This is a genomic window from Nostoc sp. NMS9, assembly GCF_017114995.1.
In the GTDB taxonomy this organism is placed as follows: Bacteria; Cyanobacteriota; Cyanobacteriia; order Cyanobacteriales; family Nostocaceae; genus Nostoc.
Genome location: NZ_JABXKL010000101.1, coordinates 31,695 through 50,497, shown reverse-complemented (window position 1 = coordinate 50,497; position 18,803 = coordinate 31,695). Strand labels below are relative to the sequence as shown.

General features: G+C 40.7%; 15 protein-coding genes and 1 pseudogene. 8 read left to right on the top strand and 8 right to left on the bottom strand.

The genetic code is table 11. The features are described from left to right. Positions 1-20 precede the first annotated feature (20 nt). Entirely contained in the window at positions 21-2,213 is a 2,193-nt protein-coding gene (locus tag HWQ40_RS33300) for a peptidase domain-containing ABC transporter (protein ID WP_292786397.1), read from the top strand. Between the two features lie 38 nt (positions 2,214-2,251). After that, positions 2,252-3,754 carry an HlyD family efflux transporter periplasmic adaptor subunit gene (locus tag HWQ40_RS33295; RefSeq protein WP_292786394.1) on the top strand — a complete coding sequence of 501 codons (1,503 nt, stop codon included), beginning with the start codon at positions 2,252-2,254 and terminating at the stop codon, positions 3,752-3,754. Positions 3,755-3,871: 117 nt separating this feature from the next. On the opposite strand, the gene HWQ40_RS33290 is transcribed toward HWQ40_RS33295, so the two are convergent. The 4 genes from HWQ40_RS33290 to HWQ40_RS33275 form a co-directional block, all read right to left on the bottom strand. After that, positions 3,872-4,063: a hypothetical protein gene (locus HWQ40_RS33290; protein WP_292786391.1), complete on the bottom strand. Its 192-nt coding sequence runs from the start codon at positions 4,061-4,063 to the stop codon at positions 3,872-3,874. Positions 4,064-4,241: 178 nt separating this feature from the next. Continuing rightward, the gene (locus HWQ40_RS33285) at positions 4,242-6,623 is read right to left on the bottom strand and encodes a CHASE2 domain-containing protein (protein ID WP_292786389.1); all 2,382 of its coding nucleotides are present in this window, start codon (positions 6,621-6,623) and stop codon (positions 4,242-4,244) included. A 113-nt stretch (positions 6,624-6,736) separates the two neighbouring features. After that, positions 6,737-7,942: a DUF1822 family protein gene (locus tag HWQ40_RS33280; RefSeq protein WP_292786386.1), complete on the bottom strand. Its 1,206-nt coding sequence runs from the start codon at positions 7,940-7,942 to the stop codon at positions 6,737-6,739. Between the two features lie 28 nt (positions 7,943-7,970). Beyond that, entirely contained in the window at positions 7,971-9,134 is a 1,164-nt protein-coding gene (locus HWQ40_RS33275) for a sigma-70 family RNA polymerase sigma factor (protein ID WP_366934046.1), read from the bottom strand. Between the two features lie 636 nt (positions 9,135-9,770). Here HWQ40_RS33275 and HWQ40_RS33270 point away from each other — a divergent pair. Both HWQ40_RS33270 and HWQ40_RS33265 read left to right on the top strand, forming a co-directional pair. Further along, entirely contained in the window at positions 9,771-10,649 is an 879-nt protein-coding gene (locus tag HWQ40_RS33270) for a phosphodiester glycosidase family protein (protein WP_292786381.1), read from the top strand. A gap of 260 nt (positions 10,650-10,909) precedes the next feature. Further along, the gene (locus tag HWQ40_RS33265) at positions 10,910-11,221 is read left to right on the top strand and encodes a threonine dehydratase (protein WP_292786379.1); all 312 of its coding nucleotides are present in this window, start codon (positions 10,910-10,912) and stop codon (positions 11,219-11,221) included. 363 nt (positions 11,222-11,584) lie between these two features. Here the strand turns inward: HWQ40_RS33265 and HWQ40_RS33260 are convergent, their stop codons facing one another. Next, the gene (locus HWQ40_RS33260; protein WP_094352741.1) at positions 11,585-11,794 is read right to left on the bottom strand and encodes a hypothetical protein; all 210 of its coding nucleotides are present in this window, start codon (positions 11,792-11,794) and stop codon (positions 11,585-11,587) included. Positions 11,795-12,180: 386 nt separating this feature from the next. Here HWQ40_RS33260 and HWQ40_RS33255 point away from each other — a divergent pair, with 386 nt between their 5' ends. Continuing rightward, positions 12,181-13,230 carry an adenosine deaminase gene (locus HWQ40_RS33255; RefSeq protein ID WP_292786376.1) on the top strand — a complete coding sequence of 350 codons (1,050 nt, stop codon included), beginning with the start codon at positions 12,181-12,183 and terminating at the stop codon, positions 13,228-13,230. A gap of 259 nt (positions 13,231-13,489) precedes the next feature. On the opposite strand, the gene HWQ40_RS33250 is transcribed toward HWQ40_RS33255, so the two are convergent. Continuing rightward, on the bottom strand, positions 13,490-14,146 hold the full coding sequence (locus tag HWQ40_RS33250) for a hypothetical protein (RefSeq protein ID WP_292786373.1): 657 nt from the start codon (positions 14,144-14,146) through the stop codon (positions 13,490-13,492). A 207-nt stretch (positions 14,147-14,353) separates the two neighbouring features. Between HWQ40_RS33250 and mutL the strand changes: the two genes are divergently transcribed. Then, complete coding sequence (gene mutL, locus HWQ40_RS33245) at positions 14,354-16,072, top strand: DNA mismatch repair endonuclease MutL (RefSeq protein ID WP_292786370.1); 1,719 nt, start codon at positions 14,354-14,356, stop codon at positions 16,070-16,072. A 664-nt stretch (positions 16,073-16,736) separates the two neighbouring features. Further along, positions 16,737-17,417 (top strand): annotated as a pseudogene (locus HWQ40_RS33240) (ISAs1 family transposase); the annotation flags it as partial. A 229-nt stretch (positions 17,418-17,646) separates the two neighbouring features. Here the strand turns inward: HWQ40_RS33240 and HWQ40_RS35800 are convergent. Together HWQ40_RS35800 and HWQ40_RS33235 are read right to left on the bottom strand one after the other, a co-directional pair. Further along, positions 17,647-17,850: a Tn3 family transposase gene (locus HWQ40_RS35800; protein ID WP_366934044.1), complete on the bottom strand. Its 204-nt coding sequence runs from the start codon at positions 17,848-17,850 to the stop codon at positions 17,647-17,649. A gap of 57 nt (positions 17,851-17,907) precedes the next feature. Next, positions 17,908-18,327 carry a zinc ribbon domain-containing protein gene (locus HWQ40_RS33235; RefSeq protein ID WP_292786367.1) on the bottom strand — a complete coding sequence of 140 codons (420 nt, stop codon included), beginning with the start codon at positions 18,325-18,327 and terminating at the stop codon, positions 17,908-17,910. A gap of 76 nt (positions 18,328-18,403) precedes the next feature. Between HWQ40_RS33235 and HWQ40_RS33230 the strand changes: the two genes are divergently transcribed. Beyond that, on the top strand, positions 18,404-18,580 hold the full coding sequence (locus HWQ40_RS33230; protein ID WP_292786574.1) for a Tn3 family transposase: 177 nt from the start codon (positions 18,404-18,406) through the stop codon (positions 18,578-18,580). The last annotated feature ends 223 nt before the right edge of the window (positions 18,581-18,803 follow it).

Sequence of the window (18,803 nt, the reverse complement as noted above, 5' to 3'; positions counted from 1 at the left end):
CTTTCTTTAATCATTGAACAATGAAATACCACAGCATATTGCAACACAGTGAAGAAGATTGTGGTGCAGCAAGCCTTGCCACAGTCGCCAAACATTACGGACGCACCTTTGGCCTCAACCGCGTGCGAGAAGCAGTAGGCACAGGTTCGCGGGGAACTACCTTGTTAGGTTTAAGACGGGGAGCAGAAACTCTAGGATTCCATGCTCGTCAAGTCCAAGCCACTCCAGAACTACTTGAGAAATTAAATGAAGTTCCCTTACCCGCGATCATTCACTGGAAAGGCTACCACTGGGTGGTATTTTACGGACTAAAAGGCAAAAAATGTATTATCTCTGACCCCGCATTTGGTATCCGTTATCTCACCTTAAAAGAGTTAATGGCGGGTTGGAGTAATGGTGTGATGTTGCTGCTGATGCCAGACGACAGCCGCTTCTATCAGCAATCAGAAGATCAAATTGGCGGTTTTGGACGCTTCATTGCCCGGATCTTCCCCTATCGTAACCTTCTGATTCAGGCGATCGCCATCAACTTTGCGATCGGGCTGTTGTCCCTCGCCTCCCCTTTAATGATGCAACTCCTCACCGATGACGTGCTAGTACGAGGAGATACCCAACTGCTAACAACAGTAGCAATTGGCGTCATTGCTATGAACCTAATTCAAAGTGCCATAGGTTTGGTACAAGCTCACCTGATTGGTCATTTTGGTCAACGGTTGCAATACGGGCTAATTCTAGAATACGGCCGAAAACTGTTGCGTTTACCCCTCTCATATTTTGAAGCACGTCGCAGTGGGGAAGTCGTTAGTCGGATTGCTGATGTTAATACCATCAATAATCTCGTTTCTCAAATTGTCCTTGGTTTACCCAGTCAATTTTTTGTGGCTCTGGTTTCCTTGGGTTTCATGCTTTTCTATAGTTGGGAACTTACTCTAGCTTCCCTCGCAGCTTTTATCATTGTCACAGGAGTTAACCTGCTTTTTCTTCCCGCCTTACGCCAGAAAACCCGCAGCCTCATCGTTAAAGGTACGGAAAATCAAGGCTTTTTAGTCGAAACCTTTCGCGGTGTTCAAGTCCTCAAAACCACCCAAGCAACTCCTCAAGCTTGGCAAGAGTATCAGACAAATTTTGGTCGCATTGCTAACTTAGGCTGGACTACGATGAAGTTGGGGCTTTACAGTAGCACAGTCACGAGTATTCTTTCCAAATTGACGAGTATTGGCATACTCTGGCTAGGTTCTAGCTTGGTGATTAATCAGACATTATCCATCGGTCAACTGCTGGCGTACAGTGGTATGAGTGGCAGCTTTCTTGGGTTTTTATCGTCAGTAGTCGGGCTAATCGATCAATTTATCACTGCTCAAATTGTCGTTCAACGCTTGACAGAAGTGATAGATGCTACCCCAGAAGATGAAAATGACTTTAAAAAACCTTGGGCAGAAATTCCTGGTAACGCAGATATTATTTGTTCTCAAATTAACTTTCACCATGCTGGTAGAACTGACCTGTTAGAAAATTTTTCTTTAACTATCCATGGTGGTCAAGTAATAGCCTTAATCGGTCAATCTGGCTGTGGTAAAAGCTCTCTTGGCAAATTAATTACTGGTTTATATCAAGTTCAATCCGGTAATATTCGTTATGGCTTATATAATCAGCAAGACTTATCTTTAGAATGTTTGCGACAGCAAGTAGTATTAGTTCCCCAAGAACCTCATTTTTGGAGTCGTTCGATTGTGGATAATTTTCACTTCAGTTATCCCAACATTAGTTTTGAGCAGATAGTCAAAGCTTGCCATATTGCTGGTGCAGATGAATTTATTAGTAAATTACCCGATAAATATCAAACTGTTTTAGGCGAATTTGGTGCAAATCTTTCTGGTGGACAAAGGCAGAGATTAGCTATAGCTAGAGCAATTGTGACTGACCCACCTATATTAATTTTAGATGAATCCACAGGCGCTCTTGACCCAGTAAGTGAAACTCAAGTTTTGGATAGATTAGTTAATCACCGTCAAGGTAAAACCACAATTATGATTAGCCATCGTCCTCAAGTAATCAAAAGGGCTGATTGGATTGTGTTGCTTGCAGATGGGCGCTTAAAAATTCAAGGAACTTCAGAAGAATTACGTCATATTCCTGGAGAGCATTTAAGCTTTCTTGATGAGATTTATTCTGATAATAATGGGTTGAAATCTTCGTTAAATTTTCGGAATTAGTTAATGTTTATTAGACATTTTAGAGATATTTATAGCTTATGATTAGTAAGTCTCAAACAAATTTTTTACCCTTAGTTCAAGACAACGAGTTTCTCCCACCAATTAGTCGTTGGACTACATTTGGCGGACTATTTATCGTGTTTGCCTTGTCGTTAGCTGTTCCTGTGGCTTCGGTTGTTAAATATAAAGTTACGGTCATTGGTCAAGCTGTTGTCCGTCCTGCGGGTGAATTGCCAATTGTACAGGCGGCGACAGAAGGACAGGTAATGCAGATTTACGTCAAAGAAAATCAAACACTGCAAAAAGGAGATAGAATTGCCACTATTGATGACTCTCGACTGCAAACCAAAAAAAACCAGTTGCAAACCAATATTCAACAAGCTAGGTTACAACTAATTCAAACCGTTCCGCAAATTAATGCAATCGATAGTCAAATTCGAGCCGAAAGCGATCGCACTAATCGGACTATCGCCTCTGCTAAAGCTGAATTGCAGGGACGCGATCGCGATCATCAAGACAAAAAGATTACCAGTATCAGTGAACTCCAAGAAGCAGAAGCCAATGTCAAAATGGCTCAAGAAGAATTATATGCAGGGCAAGCACAGTTACAATCAGCACTAGCTAATCTCTATGCGACTGAGGCTGCTTTAGGAGCAGCGAAATCAAAGCAGAACCGATATGACAGTGCTGCCAAACAAGGGGCATTATCGCGCGATCAACTTGAAGAAGTACAGTTGGCTGTGAAACAGCAGGAACAAGCTGTACAGGCGCAAAAAGCTACTTATAAAGCCCAAGAAAAAACAAATGAACGGCTAAAACAAGCTGTTAATGGGGCTATTGCTAAACGCGATCGCACTCAAGTAGCCCTCAACCCAAGCAATGCAGAGGTAGCAATGGCGACTGAACGCATTGCTCAAGAAAAAGCTTCTGGGGAAGTAAATAAAGCATCGTTAGAAAGAGAACTTCAAGAACTTCTCAAACAGAAAATTGAAACGGAAAAACAATTAGAGCGCGATACTAGCGAATTCAAGCAAGTCGAAATTGACCTGAAGCAAACTACTATTACCGCTACAGCCGATGGTATTATTTCCAAGCTCAATTTGAGAAACCCTGGTCAAACTCTCCGGGCTGGGGAGGAAGTTGTCCAAATTGTTCCTAGTCATGCACCTTTAGTGATCAAAGCAGCTGTCGGTTCTGAGGAAAAAGGTAAGATAAAAGTCGGTCAAAAGGTGCAAATGCGAGTTAGTGCTTGTGCTTATCCTGATTACGGTACTCTCAATGGTGTTGTCAAAGCGATTTCTCCTGATGCTGTTAGTTCCCAAAAAAACGATGCAGATGCTGATACGAACTCTATTCCAAAAGCAACTGCTGTAGGTGCTTTTTACGAAGTCACAATTGAGCCAGAGAAACTTGCTTTAGGTCGCAGTACAAAGAAATGTCAAATTCAATTGGGTATGGATGGCAGAGTTGATATTATTACCCGCGAAGAAACTGTACTGCAATTTGTACTTCGCAAGGCAAGGTTAATGACAGATTTGTGACCGAAGAGGCTCTTGATCTCTTAGCAGGGGGCAGGGGAAGGATGTTAGACTAAAGACAAATTGACTCAGCAAAGCTGAGGTGATGAAAGAAGCTCAAAATTGAGGATGACGAAAGGATTAAGCAGACTTTTTGAGCCATTTTTTCAATTTTTTAGTCCCTTTTTTGACCACTTGAATAACGCGGTTTACGCTGCCCTCTAGAGTTTGACTAGATAACTCAAAACTCACATCTTGCACCAGTTGCTTTATTGCAATTACCGTGGTGTGGGCACTTATTGAGTTATAGCTACTGGCAGTCATTTGATTCATCTGACGGTTATGTTTCATATGATGTCCGGGTAATTAACCATAATAACCGGAACCCCACCCCGCAAAAGCTGCGCTTTAGCTCCCCTCCCCGCAAGCGGGGAGGGGTTGGGGGTGGGGTTCTTTTATTATGGGTGATTTGGCGGACATGATATCAGTTGTAAAGGAAAATTTTATTCAACTAAGGGTTGTGGAATCGTGAAAAATTCCGACGGCGTTGAATCAACACTACAACAACACCGCTTGCAACCACGGCAAAGGCAGAAGGAATAAATGGCAACCATAGCCCTTGTTTTAAAAGAGCGATCGCACAAACTCCATATAATATGACAACTGTCACAAAGATGGCGCATCTCTGATGTGAAAGCGATCGCACCCGCCAAATAATCAGACTCCCAACTACAGACCAGCCGCATATCCAGAGAATATCGCCCCAGTAAGGCAAAACCCAAAGAATTGGACGTTGGTCTAAAACAGCACTCAAAACTTGGCTAACCATTTGCGCTTGTATAAATACGCCTGGTATTTCTTGGTAATCTTGCTGTGCACTACTGTAGGGAGTTGACCAAGTATCGCTGACAGTGTTAGCTGTCACTCCAATGATAACTACCTTATCTTTCAGTAGCTCAGGATTAACTTTATCGCTCAATATATCTTCAAGGGAAACTCTTAAATAATTGGTATTACGGTAATTGACAAGTATTTGATTTCCGCCTAAATCAACTTCTTGTTGATAGCCACCACTGCGACTAGGTTTTAAGCGTTTAAATACTTTAGAGCCAAACTGTACATAATCTTCATTAAATTTAGGTTGAATATTTTCGTAAGATAAGTAACGAGCAGCTAATTGCAACGAGAGCGAATAAGGTGTTGTACAAGTCGAAGAAGGTTCTTGCGCCATCATTAAAATTTGGCGACGGACGATACCATCTGGGTCTTGAATTGCATCCGTAAAACCCTGACGTATTACAGGTACTTCTTTCGGAGGTTTAACACCTTGGGGGTCATATTTACGATCGCGGCTTTTGCAGACAACAACAACATTCTCTTTACTAAGTTCAGTAGTAACCTGTATTGGATTTAATTTCTTTGGGGGATCGGCAAAGTCTCTATAAATATCTAATCCAATAATTCGCGGTTGATACTTTTGTAATTGCTTAAGTAATCTTGCTAAAGTACTATCTGAAATTGATTTCAACCCTAGCGTTTTTTCTTGTCGAGATTGAATATCTTTTTCAGTTATTTCTACAATTATCAACCTTGGATCTGGGTCTTCCTTGGGTCGCAGCCGTAGCATTTGATCAAAAGTTTGCAGTTCAACTTTTTCAAAGGCTCCAAAGTATCTCAAACCTACTGTTGAAACAGCCACAATAAAAATACTAAGTAGCACAGTCCAAAGTTTAGATTTTGGTGCCGCAATTTTACCCTTTGTCGAAACTTCACCTACAAATTCAGTATCAGCAAAATTCCCGCACAGTTCTTGCCACGTAGTAGGAACAGTTGTGGGATTTTGACAGATAACTGGCAACCAACTGGCACAAGGAAATTCATTTTCCAGTCCTTGAAGTCTTTCTCGCGCTTCTCGCACAGCTAAGTAAAATGGTTTGCTATCTGCAAAGGCGGTAAGAAAGTTTTTTAAAAATTCCTGTGCTATTAAATCTGGTACTCCTTCCCGCATGACAATCATTTGGGGAATGTTTAAATCAGCTAAATTTCGTCCCAAACCAATTCCGTCACAAGAATTGAAAATTGCCAGTTTCAAACCACGTCTAATTGCTGCCTTAAGTGCATTTCTCAACTGCGAAATTGCTAAAGTTTCTGTTTTATTGATGCAAATTTCTCCCATCTCTCCGTCAGCAATACTAGCGCTATGTCCGGCAAAAAATAGAATATCCCAATCCTGATTCCAGAGATACTCGTCAAGTTTTTGCCGTGTTGGTTCGACGAGAAACGTGGTTTGGGCATCTGTTAAACTTTGTAATAAAGAGGCGTCTTTATCAATATCAATACCAACTCTGTTGCCTAGAATTGCTAAAATTTTGACTTTACCTGTGGGAGATTTTTGTAATACCTGAGGAGATGCATACTCATGATTGCTCAAAGCTAATTCCGCTTTAGGGTAATCTTCAAAAAAATGCCACAGATGCCAAGGCAAGCGATGCAGTAGAACTATATTTGTTTCAAAAATCACTCTAATTTCATCATTACGACTGAGTAAAGTTCGCAACTGCCGTTCAATATTCTGAAATGACTCAAATTTCAACCAAGCATTGATATTTACTTGTAGCTGTTGACACATTTCATCGAAGTCATTGACAGAAATATTGGTTATTATGTCTTGCGAATGTACTTTTATACGTTGATTGCTACGCAGGCGTTGATGAATTGCTGCATAGAGTAACTGCCATCTGCGGTAGAGTTCGCTTAGTTCTGGTGCTGCTGGCAGACTCCCTGTTAATTTCACGGGTACAAATTGGTTATGACACCAAAGTTGAGCCGTGACAACAGGAAATCCTTGATTTAAATCTCCTCCCAAGAAGCTGAAGACAACTAGCTTACTCATAAGTTAAGTGGACTTTTACTAAACATAAAGATGCTTTGATGTGGTAATTATGAGAACACAAGACCCTTTTAAAACATCCTCTTAGAAAACCTGTTCAGTATGGCTCTTAATAACTAAATCACAAAATTTTCTGTAATCTTGCAACTATCAAGAGTAACCTGGATGCTAAAACATTCTCCCACTTTCCCATCAAAGAGTTTCAACTGCACATAAATATCTTGAATTCTTGCTTGTACTTGTTGAAGTATTTCCCCTTGATCTGAAAGTAAAACTAGTTTAATAGTAGTAGGTAGGTAAGGTTGATTACAAGCTGGATGTAGCTGCACGCGAATCTTAACTTGTTGCTTAGCTTCTGGTATTAAGGCAACTAATAAAACAACTTTTTGAGCCTCTATTTCCATTCCCAAGTCAATCAGCTTGGCGCGTTTGATAGCGGCAGCATTTAACCCGGGAGAAGTGCGGAAATTAAAAGCTAGGCTACTAGAGTTTGGTTCAAAAAAAGTCTCTATAGCTTGCCAAGAAGCATCGTAAATCTGCTCCAGCCAACGACTGAGATTCACTTGTACTTCTGAAAATTGCGTAGGCGCAGCCCCTCGTAGATATCGCAGCCTTTCTTGGTACAAACGCTGCCGCCACTGCTCATTTTCTAATAGCACTCCCCAGGTTGTAAATGGCACTGCAAGTCTAGGAAATGTTACAGAGGAATTACTTAACCGTTGCACAATATTTTCTACTTGAACAGTCGATAATTCTGGTAGTGGAGCGATCTCCGCTTTCATCTCCTCTGTTCCACAAAATTGGTAGGTCATCCAAAAAGCATTCAGGTCTTTAATTAAGTGCCGTGCATCTATACAATAAGTCCTATCTACTTGGTCATAGTCTGCTAGTGATTTAAGTTCTTGATGGGTTATGTAGCCCCAAATTCTTACCCACTCGCCATCTGGTGTGACTTGTACTGCTAAATAATAGTCTGCTGCCCAACTGGGTATGTCTACCCATTCTTGAGGAACTTCTAACTCGCTATCATCAATTGCCTCGCTGGGAATTAAAACAATTCGCTTTTCCTTTAACAAAATTGCTGTGCCATTGACAAATTCCCAAAAAGCAGGAATACCAGGGGAACTGTGCCAGATACTTGCTTCTGGAACATATTCAGCTTTTACCCAATTCAGAAACCCATGAAGACAAATTTGATTCATGTAAGCACGCCAGCGACTGCTAGGTGTGGCGTACATTTGGCTTTCTTGCCAAGAACTTGTCTGTAATGATGGTGATATTTCTAACAAGAGTTCCTGCGGTTCTGTAAAAGCGGAAGTCATTTTTACTACCTTCTTATCTTTGATAATGTCAGCGAGATTCCCCATACTTGACTTTCAACCATTCTTCCAAAGCACTACTCATATCATTAACTAGGTTGGAAGTCACAAAAATATTAAGCGTATCTTGACTCCATTGGATCAACGCTGCTAGCATTAATTCTCTAGCTTTGAGCAGTCGGCGAGAAACGGTAGGCTGACTCATTTGTAGACGTTTTACAATCTGTGGCTGAGTCAACCCCTGTTGGTAGTAAAGTTTAAGTATTTCCTGGGTTTTTGCCTCAAAAGTTTGTAAAGTTTTTAACAAAACAGCTTCAATCTGAGATTGTTGATTTTGTTGGTTTTGGGCATCCTCTTGGGCTATCATCTGTGCTATTAATGAGTCAGAGAATGGATCTGGCAAATCAAAAGTCGTTGTAGAGTCATCTTCTGATATCGCTAAATTTAGAGAACTAACAGGTGGATAGAGATAACCACGCACGTACACAGCTGTCTGGGTTAACCACTGTTCAATTTTCTCTCTCGTGCATTGTGGAGTAGGTTGAGTTAACTGATTTTGGCGTTCACGGTTGTAGAGGTTGACAATAGCTTCCCAAAGTTGGGGTTCTGGTTCTGGTAGTGACTTTGTGCCACCTGGTTGGTTTTGAACATACAGTTCTTTGAAACAAGTCCAGGCGAGTCGATATTGGGCAATTAGAATAGGTGATAATCCAGCTTGAGCAAGAGCTTCTAATAACTGCTTTTTGCTTACTTTGCGTAACAATGCCCAATTTGTGCAAATATCAGCTTCTTTGCGTTGGCGTAAAATATCTTTTAGCCGACTGGAAACTGCCATAGTAGCATAGGCTTTTAAGTTAGAGCATTTTTCTAGATTAAAATTTTTGAGAATTGTTTCAAGTTCAGCATTCGCCATTTGAAAATAATCTCCTAGGCTATGTTGACCATTTGTAAATTTGGCAATTGTTTTTTTAGCAGCCCAATAATTTGGTTCCTGTAAATAAGCAGATAAATGCATTCTAGCAAGGCTATTAGATTCCTCTCGCCAGCACTTGTGCCAATGTAACGCCCAAAAATTTTCTGAGTTAGGGACGAATGGTGATGACTCCAAGGAATTTTGAATATTTCGATGCAGTTTGATATCAATCAACCATTTGCTGAATCTGTCTCCTTCCAACTCAACGAAGGTTGAGAACATCTCGATAATTTTTTGACGAGGACGCATAAGCAGTTAAAAATTTAAATTGATCCGAACTTAAGCAACTATTAAAGCCACAGACACCTCTGTGGACAATTGCAAGATACTGGTTTTCTACTTCGCAATTCAATAGCGCACATATTTTATTCCTTGATATTCTTTGAAGATAACTCTATTCATATTCTATTGAATCTAGATAATTTAGTTATTTTAAAGTTAAATTGGCGTAAAAAGCGATTTTAGGCGTTGCATAAATGCGGCATAAAGCAAGTAAACACTGGTTGATAAGGCCTAGCAAGATATTGTCTCTTAACTTTTTGAAAATTATCTTGCAAATTTCCGTCTGTCGGAAGTTTTTATCGATTAGCGGTTGTACGCCTATACGCTCTATTTGAGTTAGAAGTATAGGTATATCATCGACTCCTTTGTTTGTAATTATGGGTTCAGTAGCCATAGTTGCGAACATATACCTAATCAAGTCTTTTTGGGAATATGCCCTTCGGTATACTTTTCCTAACTCCCTAAAAAATGGGCGAACCGGGAGTAATTAAAGTTAATTGCTTATATTCAGCTTAAAGTATTTTAATTAAATCAACTAAATCAACTTTTTTGATCTAACTGCAAATGAGTTTAAAAGTGAGAAAAATCAAACTACTGGCTTTGATATTAATTAGTTTGGCAATGGTGTTGTGGTTTAATTTGCGTTTTTCAACACCGTCAATACCCACTATTGCGGCTTCACCACCAAAAACTATCCGCTATTTCGATCGCACTTTGCCCCAAAGCATCGCTCACATTGTGTTGATTCCAGCTAATAGCAAATTTTTGGTGACTCCTGCACTATCACAGAAGGTAGCCACTGTAGAGGAATTTGCCCAAAAGCATCAAGCCGTGGCTATTTTGAATGCAGGCTTTTTTGACCCAGCCAACCAAAAAACTACATCTTATGTTGTCCGACAAGGAAAGTTGATAGCCGATCCCAAGGAAAACGAGCGGCTGGTGAACAATCCCAATTTAAAATCTTATTTGGGTCAAATATTCAATCGCACAGAATTCCGTCGCTACTTATGCGGGCAAACTATTCGCTATTCCATTGCCCTACACAGTCAGTCACCACCAGCAGGTTGTCAGTTAGTTGATGCTATAGGTGCTGGCCCACGCCTATTACCAGAACTCACCTTAGAAAAAGAGGGCTTTGTAGACAATGTCAATAAACGAGATGCGCTTGGCAGCAACCAACGCAATGCCAGAACTGCCGTAGGTATCACCCGTGATGGCAGCGTTATTTTAGTTATGGTGGCTCAAAAACCCTTGGCTCCCGCGAACTCTGGAATATCTTTGCCAGCATTAGCTGATTTGATGAAAACTCTTGGTGCCGATCAAGCGATGAATCTGGATGGGGGAAGTTCGTCTTCGCTTTATTACAATGGGAAAACCTTTTACGGGAAGGTTGATTTGGAGGGAAATTCTATCAAGCGTCCTGTGAAGTCGGTTTTGCTGGTTCAGGAAAAGTAGGGGCTGTGGGAATTGATCGGACGGAGCGATCGGCAATTGCCATATCAAACTTAAGTACTAGTACCGCAAGGCGGAATTAAAAATTAAAAATTAAAAATGAATACAGCGTAAGCGTTTCATTGATTTGAAATGGGTGGTTTACTTCCGCCGTGCTGTACTAGTTGAGCTATACCTACCTACTGGTAGATTTTTGCCATATCACCAATTCCCGAATCCAAATTGAGTCACAATGATAATAGGCAATCATTGAAGGTGCTGTTATGCTTCGTCTAACCCAAATTATTCGGAACTTGTTCCTTCGTTTTGAAGGCTTGTTTGGTGTTTTATTCCAAAGTATTTCTAATTTTTTCGGAAATTTATTTGGTTTTTTTGCCAAGCTTTTCGGATTCTCTCAGTCTGGTTATTTCTTGGAATCTGATCAGGTGCAAGGCATAAAGCAAGCTTCAGTTAAACAGCCAATTCAAACGAATCGGGATAACACTGGTAAAATTCCTGCCACTAACCGCCGTCGTTCTAATGCCAAACTTGATGACTACTACCTTAATATGGCTCGTGATGTGAAAAAGAACTGAAAAAAGCCATCAACTGAAAGGTAAGTTTAGCAATAAGCTGTTCCACCTTTAACTTGCATAATTAGGGCGGGCAAGACTTTAGCATCAGCGCTACTTTAATAACGCTCAGTACAAGTCAGCCGAACATTGTCCACCCCACAATATTTTAATTAAATTTAGATATGCAAATTATATCTGGAACAGTTTACCAATAACTAAATGGCGCTTTGCATTTTCACAAAAATCATCTAGCCACAATTAACGAATTTATATGTGCGTAGGCGAGCATTTACCGCAGGCATCGCACCTACAACAAAAATTTTGTCCAGTTTGAGGCTGGACAATAGCTAGAAATATTTTTGAGCTTGAATATTTACTTGGTTTTTAACTTACCAAATCAACTAAGGCGTTGCTTTGGAAGCGGACTATAGATGAAACTGAGCAACCCCGATAATTCTCAGAGGTGAATACTGATAGTGTGATATTAGCTTGACCTGGATCTAAAATGCGTTTTACCTTGCAGGTTTGCATTTTATTGTTGCAGTAAGCAATAATCCGATCGCCAGCCTTGACTTCCAACGCTTGAATTTTCAATTAATACCAACCTTGCCAGGAATTTGCTTTGTTAAAGGAAAAATATATTGCTATATCTGACTCGCTTGACAATAGCAATGTTCTTTTAGTATAGCACAAAAATTAAGGATATCAATGCTATCAATTTAATCTTGGTAATGTCAAGTTTATTCATACTGCAAATACTAGTGTAGAGGTAGGAGGCAGAAATTTATCTGTTGCTCTCAACCCTATCTAATTCCAAGCCACCAAATCGTTTGTGCAGTTTCTCGGTTGGAGTATTTGTTGAAATTCAGATGAAGGGAAACCTCTACTCCAAAGAAGTTAGAGCTAAATTTTTTTGATGGAAGATTTTTCTCTCGATGTTTTTGTTACAATCATTGAAATTTTTACCTAAAAATATCACTATGGCTTTATACGCTGAATTACATAGACATCTAGGCGGCTCCGTCGTACCACGAGTTTTATGGCGATATTTCGAGCGACATTCTACGGAGTTAATTTCCCGCTTTGCTGACTATTCAGATTTTGAAGATTTTTATACCCGCCCACGTAACACCCTAGATGAGTATCTAGAATTACACACCCTGGTAGAAAGCGTGCAAACTGTGGAGACTTTGCCTTACTTTATCTATCGCTTGGTGCGGGGTGCTTACATATTTGAAAATTTGGCTTATCTGGAACTGCGCTACACTCCTTATTTGCGGACACCTGAGCATCTGAGTCAATCCGAAAGAATTGACAAGATGGCAGAAATTGTGCGAGTAGTAGGACTTGCCAGCCACCAGCCAGAATATCCGATTGTTACTAGCCAAATTCTCTGTATGCACACGCGCCTACCATATCAGGTGAACAAGGCGATTGTTGATTTGGCGGCGCAAAATAAACAGTATGTCTGTGCAGTAGATGTAGCGGGAGGTGGTAGTAGTTACGCTGAACGCTTAGAAGAATGGATTAGCTTATATGATTATGCGCGATCGCTGGGCGTTAACACCACAGGACATCTATATGAAACCACCGCTAGTTGTTACCCAGAACTGTTACCATATTTGATGCGAATTGGTCACGGCATTCAAATTCCCCTACTATATCCAGAACTACTTAATGATGTGGCTAGACGCGGACAATGTTTGGAGGTTTGTCCGACAACTTACCTAAAAACTGGAACTTTGCAGGATATACGTCAACTGAAATTAGTTTTTGACCGTTGTCTTGATGCTGGGGTTGATATCGCTATCTGTACTGATAATGCTGGATTGCACAATGTGCGTCTACCGTTTGAGTATGAGAATCTCTTGACTTACAACATTATTAGTTTTGAACAACTACAAGCTTGTCAAGATGCAGCTTTCCGTCATGCTTTTGCTTGGCCTTACAGTCAACCTCCTGCATCGCTGTTGAACGGTTTGCTCAAACCTGAACCACCTAAAATTTTGGCAGCAAGAGATAGTAATTAACGACCAGCTAGAAGTAGGCAGAAAGTAAGGTGATTTAATGTTAATTAATGTTGCAATCTGTGCTTTTTTATGATGCTGCAGAGAAAGCTGTAATGCACAAGACATATCTGGCAAAAGCCAATGTTTTAGAGATTAAACCACAGATGCACGCAGATAATTTATCGGCGTTTATTTGTGGTTCTCTTTTCGCTGATTCGGATTTTTGCTGAACCTATCGCACAAATAATATTTTGTTAATATTATTTGTGAATGCCAGAATTCACCCACTAGCTTCAAGGTAAGGTCGACGTAACATCAAACCAATCCCAATTACACATATACCGAATAGTGTTGCATTAGTTCTTGGTTCTGGAGTTTTCTGCGGTGTCTGGAAGGAACCACTCAAAAAAGCTTGACCTTTCAAGGGAGCAGTTGGATCTTGCTCGAGTGACTCAATTTCACTAAAGTTAAATATGCCTGTAGCATCGCTGAACCTGCCTGCACCACCAGTGATAGTTATAGTACCAGAACCTACTAATTTGCGGTTGATAAAGTCAAATGAAGCAGTAGCGCTACTGCTGCCAAATAATTTATCATCGCCACTGCCAAAAAACTCATCTCTGCCGCTTGGCAAGCCTTGTAAACCAAATTTTGCTGGATCTTGAAAGAATACGAGCTTACCAGTATTGGGATCAATTCGGCTGTAGTTATTTATGCTTAAAAAGTTAGTCAGACCGTAAGGCGCATCAGAATTAAAGCCTGAAACAAATGCTTTTGATACGTTGGTCGATGGGATAGGTGTGAGGGTGACTTCCGTGTTGTATACTACATCAAATGGATAAATAGTCTGGGTGATCGCTTTTGCCGGACTCGCACCCACACTAACTAAAGAGAAAATTAGCGGGACAAGACATATACTATGCGATCGCAGTGTCATTGTTAAGACCTCTACTATAAAAGAATATTGGCTTTGACAACGAGCAGAATCTTTTGCTATGAGCTAGAGAATCAATTTTCTAGTAAGTAAGCGTATAATACTAATTTGGAATTGGTAGCTCGCTATGAATGCTACCACGTCAACAATTTATTGTACATCTCATCCCCCCTCACTTCCCCTGCGCCCAGAAGCTATAAACTATAATTTATGGCATCTACTATTCAAGCTCTACCAACAGAAGTCGTATATCTCATTACAGCTGGAGAGGTAATCGACTCTTTAGCTTCTGTGGTGCGGGAATTGGTAGAAAATTCCCTAGACGCAGGTGCAACGCGAATTGTGGTTTCTCTGTGGCCGCAGCAATGGCGAATTCGTGTGGCAGATAATGGTTGTGGAATGAACCTAGATGATTTGCAACAAGCAGCCACAGCCCACAGCACTAGTAAAATTCGCTCTAGTGCTGATTTGTGGAAAATTAACAGTTTAGGGTTTCGTGGTGAGGCGTTGCACAGTTTAACGACTCTGGCAGATTTGGAAATTTTGAGTCGTCCTCTGGGTGGAAAATTAGGATGGCGGATAATTTATGGCGATGGCGGGAAAGTTGTACAAATTGAAGCAACTGCGATCGCACCTGGTACAGTAGTTACAGTTTCCCATCTTTTTGGTAATTGCTCATCTCGTCGTCAGGGATTACCCACAACAGCACAGCAAATGAAAGCTGTGCAAGCCGCAATTCAACAAATCGCCCTTTGTCATCCGCACGTCACCTGGCAGATTTGGCAAAATGACCGTCAATGGTTCACCATCTGTCCCGCTGCCACAACTGGGCAGTTGCTACCGCAGATTTTACCGCAAGTGCGACAAGGTGACTTGCAGGAAGTAAAACTCGAAATACCCAACCCACTAAACTCCTCACTCCTAACTCCTAACTCCTCACTCCTCACTCAGCACTCTGCACTAAATTTAGTGGTAGGATTACCCGATCGCTGTCATCGTCATCGTCCAGATTGGGTACGTGTAGCCATTAACGGCAGGATGGTGAAGACACCGGAACTAGAGCAAACGATATTATCAGCATTTCACAGAACATTACCGCGCGATCGCTATCCAATTTGTTTCTTACATCTTGCCATTTCCCCCGATCAAATTAACTGGAATCGCAATCCAGCAAAAACAGAAATTTACCTCAACGAAATCATTTATTGGCAAGAGCAAATTACCCAAGCAATTAACCAAGCACTCAGCATCTCTTCTAGCAATCTCAAAGAAGCTGTTCACACAACACGAGTTAGTAAATTACTCAAAGCCGCAGAAGCCAAAGGTGGTTACAATTTCAATCCTCAAAATCCCAACCCTTGTACAGACGCGATTAATCGCGTCTCTCCTAACTCCTTAAAAGCTGTCGCTCAAGTTAGCAACACTTATATTGTGGCGGAACATTCAGGTGGTATGTGGTTAGTAGAACAGCACATTGCCCATGAGCGAGTTTTGTATGAACAATTATGCGATGATTGGCAACTTGTACCCGTCGAACCGCCAATAATTCTTTATCAATTATCGCTAGCGCAAGTATCGCAACTGCAACGCATCGGTTTAGAAATAGAACCCTTTGGCGAACAACTTTGGGCAGTCCGTAATATCCCCGCACCTTTGCAGCAGCGAGACGACTGTGCAGAAGCAATTTTAGAACTTAGTTGGGGAGGCGATTTACAAACAGCCCAAGTAGCTGTCGCCTGTCGCAGTGCCATTCGTAACGGTACACCGATGAATCAACAAGAAATGCAGACACTTTTAGATAATTGGCAACGCACTCGCAACCCCCGCACCTGTCCCCACGGACGCCCAATTTATCTATCCTTAGAAGAATCAGCTTTAGCTCGGTTTTTCCGGCGTAATTGGGTAATTGGTAAAAGTCATGGAATTTGATGTTTTTGGCAATACATTATAATAGCTGTAAAAATGGTGTCGTTTGCCAAATTATTTGTCTGCGTTGAGAAATTAATGTCCATATTGACAGATAAATGTCCGCATTGACAAATTAGTGTTCATTAGACAGTCTGGATAACTTTTCAAACATCCTCTTACCACTATATGAGGATTTGTGGTTCAAAGAAATGAAAATTGCTGTAAGTTGACAAGTTTTTGTCCCATTAGTCCAAGAATTCCATGACTTTTACCAATCTTTCAACCCACCTATTTTTAAGAGAAGTTTGTAAAACTCTCCCCAAAAAAATTGTCAATTTTCAGAGTTTTCTTTCAGCCCATCTCTAGCTAGGAATGCTTTTGAAACGTAAAAAAGTATTATCATGCAAAGTCTCATTTTTCCTCAGGGCAAACGCATCTAAATTTTGACAAAGTGGTACAAAGAAACTATCAAGCTGGTTAAGTGAGGTATTGTGCAAGACTTGTATCAGAAGTTCCTGATGGGGCTTTGTATCGGTTGAGTGATGGCGAAACGAACAACTTCAGGAGTATCCGCGCTTGTGCGTAGGCGTAGCCCGCCGCAGGCATCGCTCGACCATGATATTCTCATTCTCAAAGTAAAATGAAGCCACAGCCTGTGAAACTCAAGCCCAAAATCACAATTGCCTCAAATGAAATTACAGCAATTCTAGAACTATTAAAGGTTTTAGAATTAGCTGGATGTATTGTAACGATTGATGCAATCGGGTGCCAGAAAGAGATAGTGAAGTTAATTACACAGCAAAATGCAGATTACGTAATTACCTTAAAAAAGAACCAAGGTAATCTGTATGCGGAGGTAGAAAAACTATTTAAGTTAGAGATAAGCACAGGTTTTCAAGAGCTTCAACATAGCACGTATAAAACAGAAGAAACAGGGCATGGTCGTCATGAAATTCGCCACTACGTGATGTTATCTGGAATTAAATCTCGGCTTGACCCTGATTCAGTTTGGACAAATTTTAATAGTATTGGCATGGTAGAGTCCGTCCGCTCCGAAGATGGAAATACAACGGTGGAGACTCGTTATTTCATTAGTAGTATTGAGGAAAATGCTCGGAAATTTGCTAACTATGTTCGCAGTCATTGGGGAATTGAGAATTCATTGCATTGGGTATTAGATGTCGCTTTAAGAGAAGATGAATGTCGGATTAGAAAAAATAATGCTCCACAGAATTTTGCTGTATTGCGGCAGATTGCAGTCAATCTTTTAGGTAAAGAGAAGCGTGTGAAACGCGGAATAAAAAATAAACAGTTTCTCGCCGCGATGGATGATAACTATTTAGCAAGAGTTTTAGCGTTAGCTTAAACTAATATAGCAAAACTTGAATTTGGAATTTTGCGGAAAAGTGAAACTTTTCCCCTAGATAAACATACTTGTATACACTTATTCATTGAAGATATTTACTATTAATAAATAGTGATTCCTGGGGAGATAATATAATCCATGTTTTAAGGGAATAATTGATTTATTTTATTTATAACTTTATCAATTTTTACAATTATCTATGTCAGGTTAAAATCTCTTTTAGTTTTTATTAGTAAATAAGATGCGTTTTCCCTGGTTGGGGAATATTATGTAAATTAACTACATAATCACCGTATTTTTTGATACGTCTTGTTATGTATGGACTCAAAGCAGCAAGGTGTCGCATGGGAATCAATTCTCCCTGTGACATTAACGTTTGGATAGCCAACGACATATCAACCGTATTCTGGCGTAAATCTAGCGAAGCTGTCACCAGGGGCAAGATAGCCTGAAAGTATTGTGGAATCTAGGTTTGAGAAAAAATAGTTCATCATTGGGTTTTAGCGGGTTTGACGGGCGTTTTATAAGCACAGCCACAAATTGGACAAAATCGGTGTCTTAAAGACAACACCAATTCACCGCAATTCGCGCAGTTAGCTCGAATCGGTGTACCGCACAGATAACAAAACTTTGCTTTGACATGACCCCACATAGGGTCAACCGCAGCGCCAGGATTCCAATATTGGGGACAAAACTTAACCCCTCTAACCTGAGATACTTCCTCACCCTTGATCACAGCATCCAAATATTCTTGAGGCACGCCAAGCGCGATCGCTAACCCTTGAAGTGTCCTACAATTAATTTTGACCGTAAGTCCCCGCTCAATTTTCCCGACAGAGCGTCCATGTATACCAGCAGCATCTGCCAACTCAAACTGAGTTAAATTGAGTTTCTTCCTGAGCCGCGACACGTAACTAGCAAGGGATTCAACGTTATTTTATTCAGAAAGAACAATTACGTAATGCTATGCGTGTGTTGCAAATGCAATTTTTACTGCCAGAATTTCTACAATGATTCAGCAGGTTTTGTCCCAATCACAATGGATGAAGTTGATGAAGTTGGAAGATTTGCGGGCGCTTTCGCCTTTAATTTGGGGTCACGTTAATCCCTATGGTACTTTTCATTTGGATCTCAATGTTAGGTTGCCAATTGAGACGGGGTGAATGTGTCTAAAAATACTAATGTTAGTATATCTGAGAAGCTTATAGTCTGAAAGTCATTCATAGCAGTACTTTCAGGCTATCTTGCCCCTGGTGACAGCTTCGCTATATTTACTCCTATCTGCGGCAGGAGGCATTGTAACAGTGATAAAATGTCGGGCATGGGCTGTTTGTGGGTTTTGAGTTGTCGTTGTGAGAGACAATAACTCTACTACGGCAGCCCTAT

What these genes read in the sequence shown, in the direction of transcription:
- HWQ40_RS33300 (WP_292786397.1), top strand. Translation starts at nt 21, where the DNA reads ATGAAATACCACAGCATATTGCAACACAGTGAAGAAGATTGTGGTGCA.
- HWQ40_RS33290 (WP_292786391.1), bottom strand. Translation starts at nt 4,063, where the DNA reads ATGAATCAAATGACTGCCAGTAGCTATAACTCAATAAGTGCCCACACC.
- HWQ40_RS33275 (WP_366934046.1), bottom strand. Translation starts at nt 9,134, where the DNA reads ATGTTCTCAACCTTCGTTGAGTTGGAAGGAGACAGATTCAGCAAATGG.
- HWQ40_RS33250 (WP_292786373.1), bottom strand. Translation starts at nt 14,146, where the DNA reads ATGACACTGCGATCGCATAGTATATGTCTTGTCCCGCTAATTTTCTCT.
- mutL (WP_292786370.1), top strand. Translation starts at nt 14,354, where the DNA reads ATGGCATCTACTATTCAAGCTCTACCAACAGAAGTCGTATATCTCATT.
- HWQ40_RS33265 (WP_292786379.1), top strand. Translation starts at nt 10,910, where the DNA reads ATGCTTCGTCTAACCCAAATTATTCGGAACTTGTTCCTTCGTTTTGAA.
- HWQ40_RS33280 (WP_292786386.1), bottom strand. Translation starts at nt 7,942, where the DNA reads ATGACTTCCGCTTTTACAGAACCGCAGGAACTCTTGTTAGAAATATCA.
- HWQ40_RS33285 (WP_292786389.1), bottom strand. Translation starts at nt 6,623, where the DNA reads ATGAGTAAGCTAGTTGTCTTCAGCTTCTTGGGAGGAGATTTAAATCAA.
- HWQ40_RS33255 (WP_292786376.1), top strand. Translation starts at nt 12,181, where the DNA reads ATGGCTTTATACGCTGAATTACATAGACATCTAGGCGGCTCCGTCGTA.
- HWQ40_RS33295 (WP_292786394.1), top strand. Translation starts at nt 2,252, where the DNA reads ATGATTAGTAAGTCTCAAACAAATTTTTTACCCTTAGTTCAAGACAAC.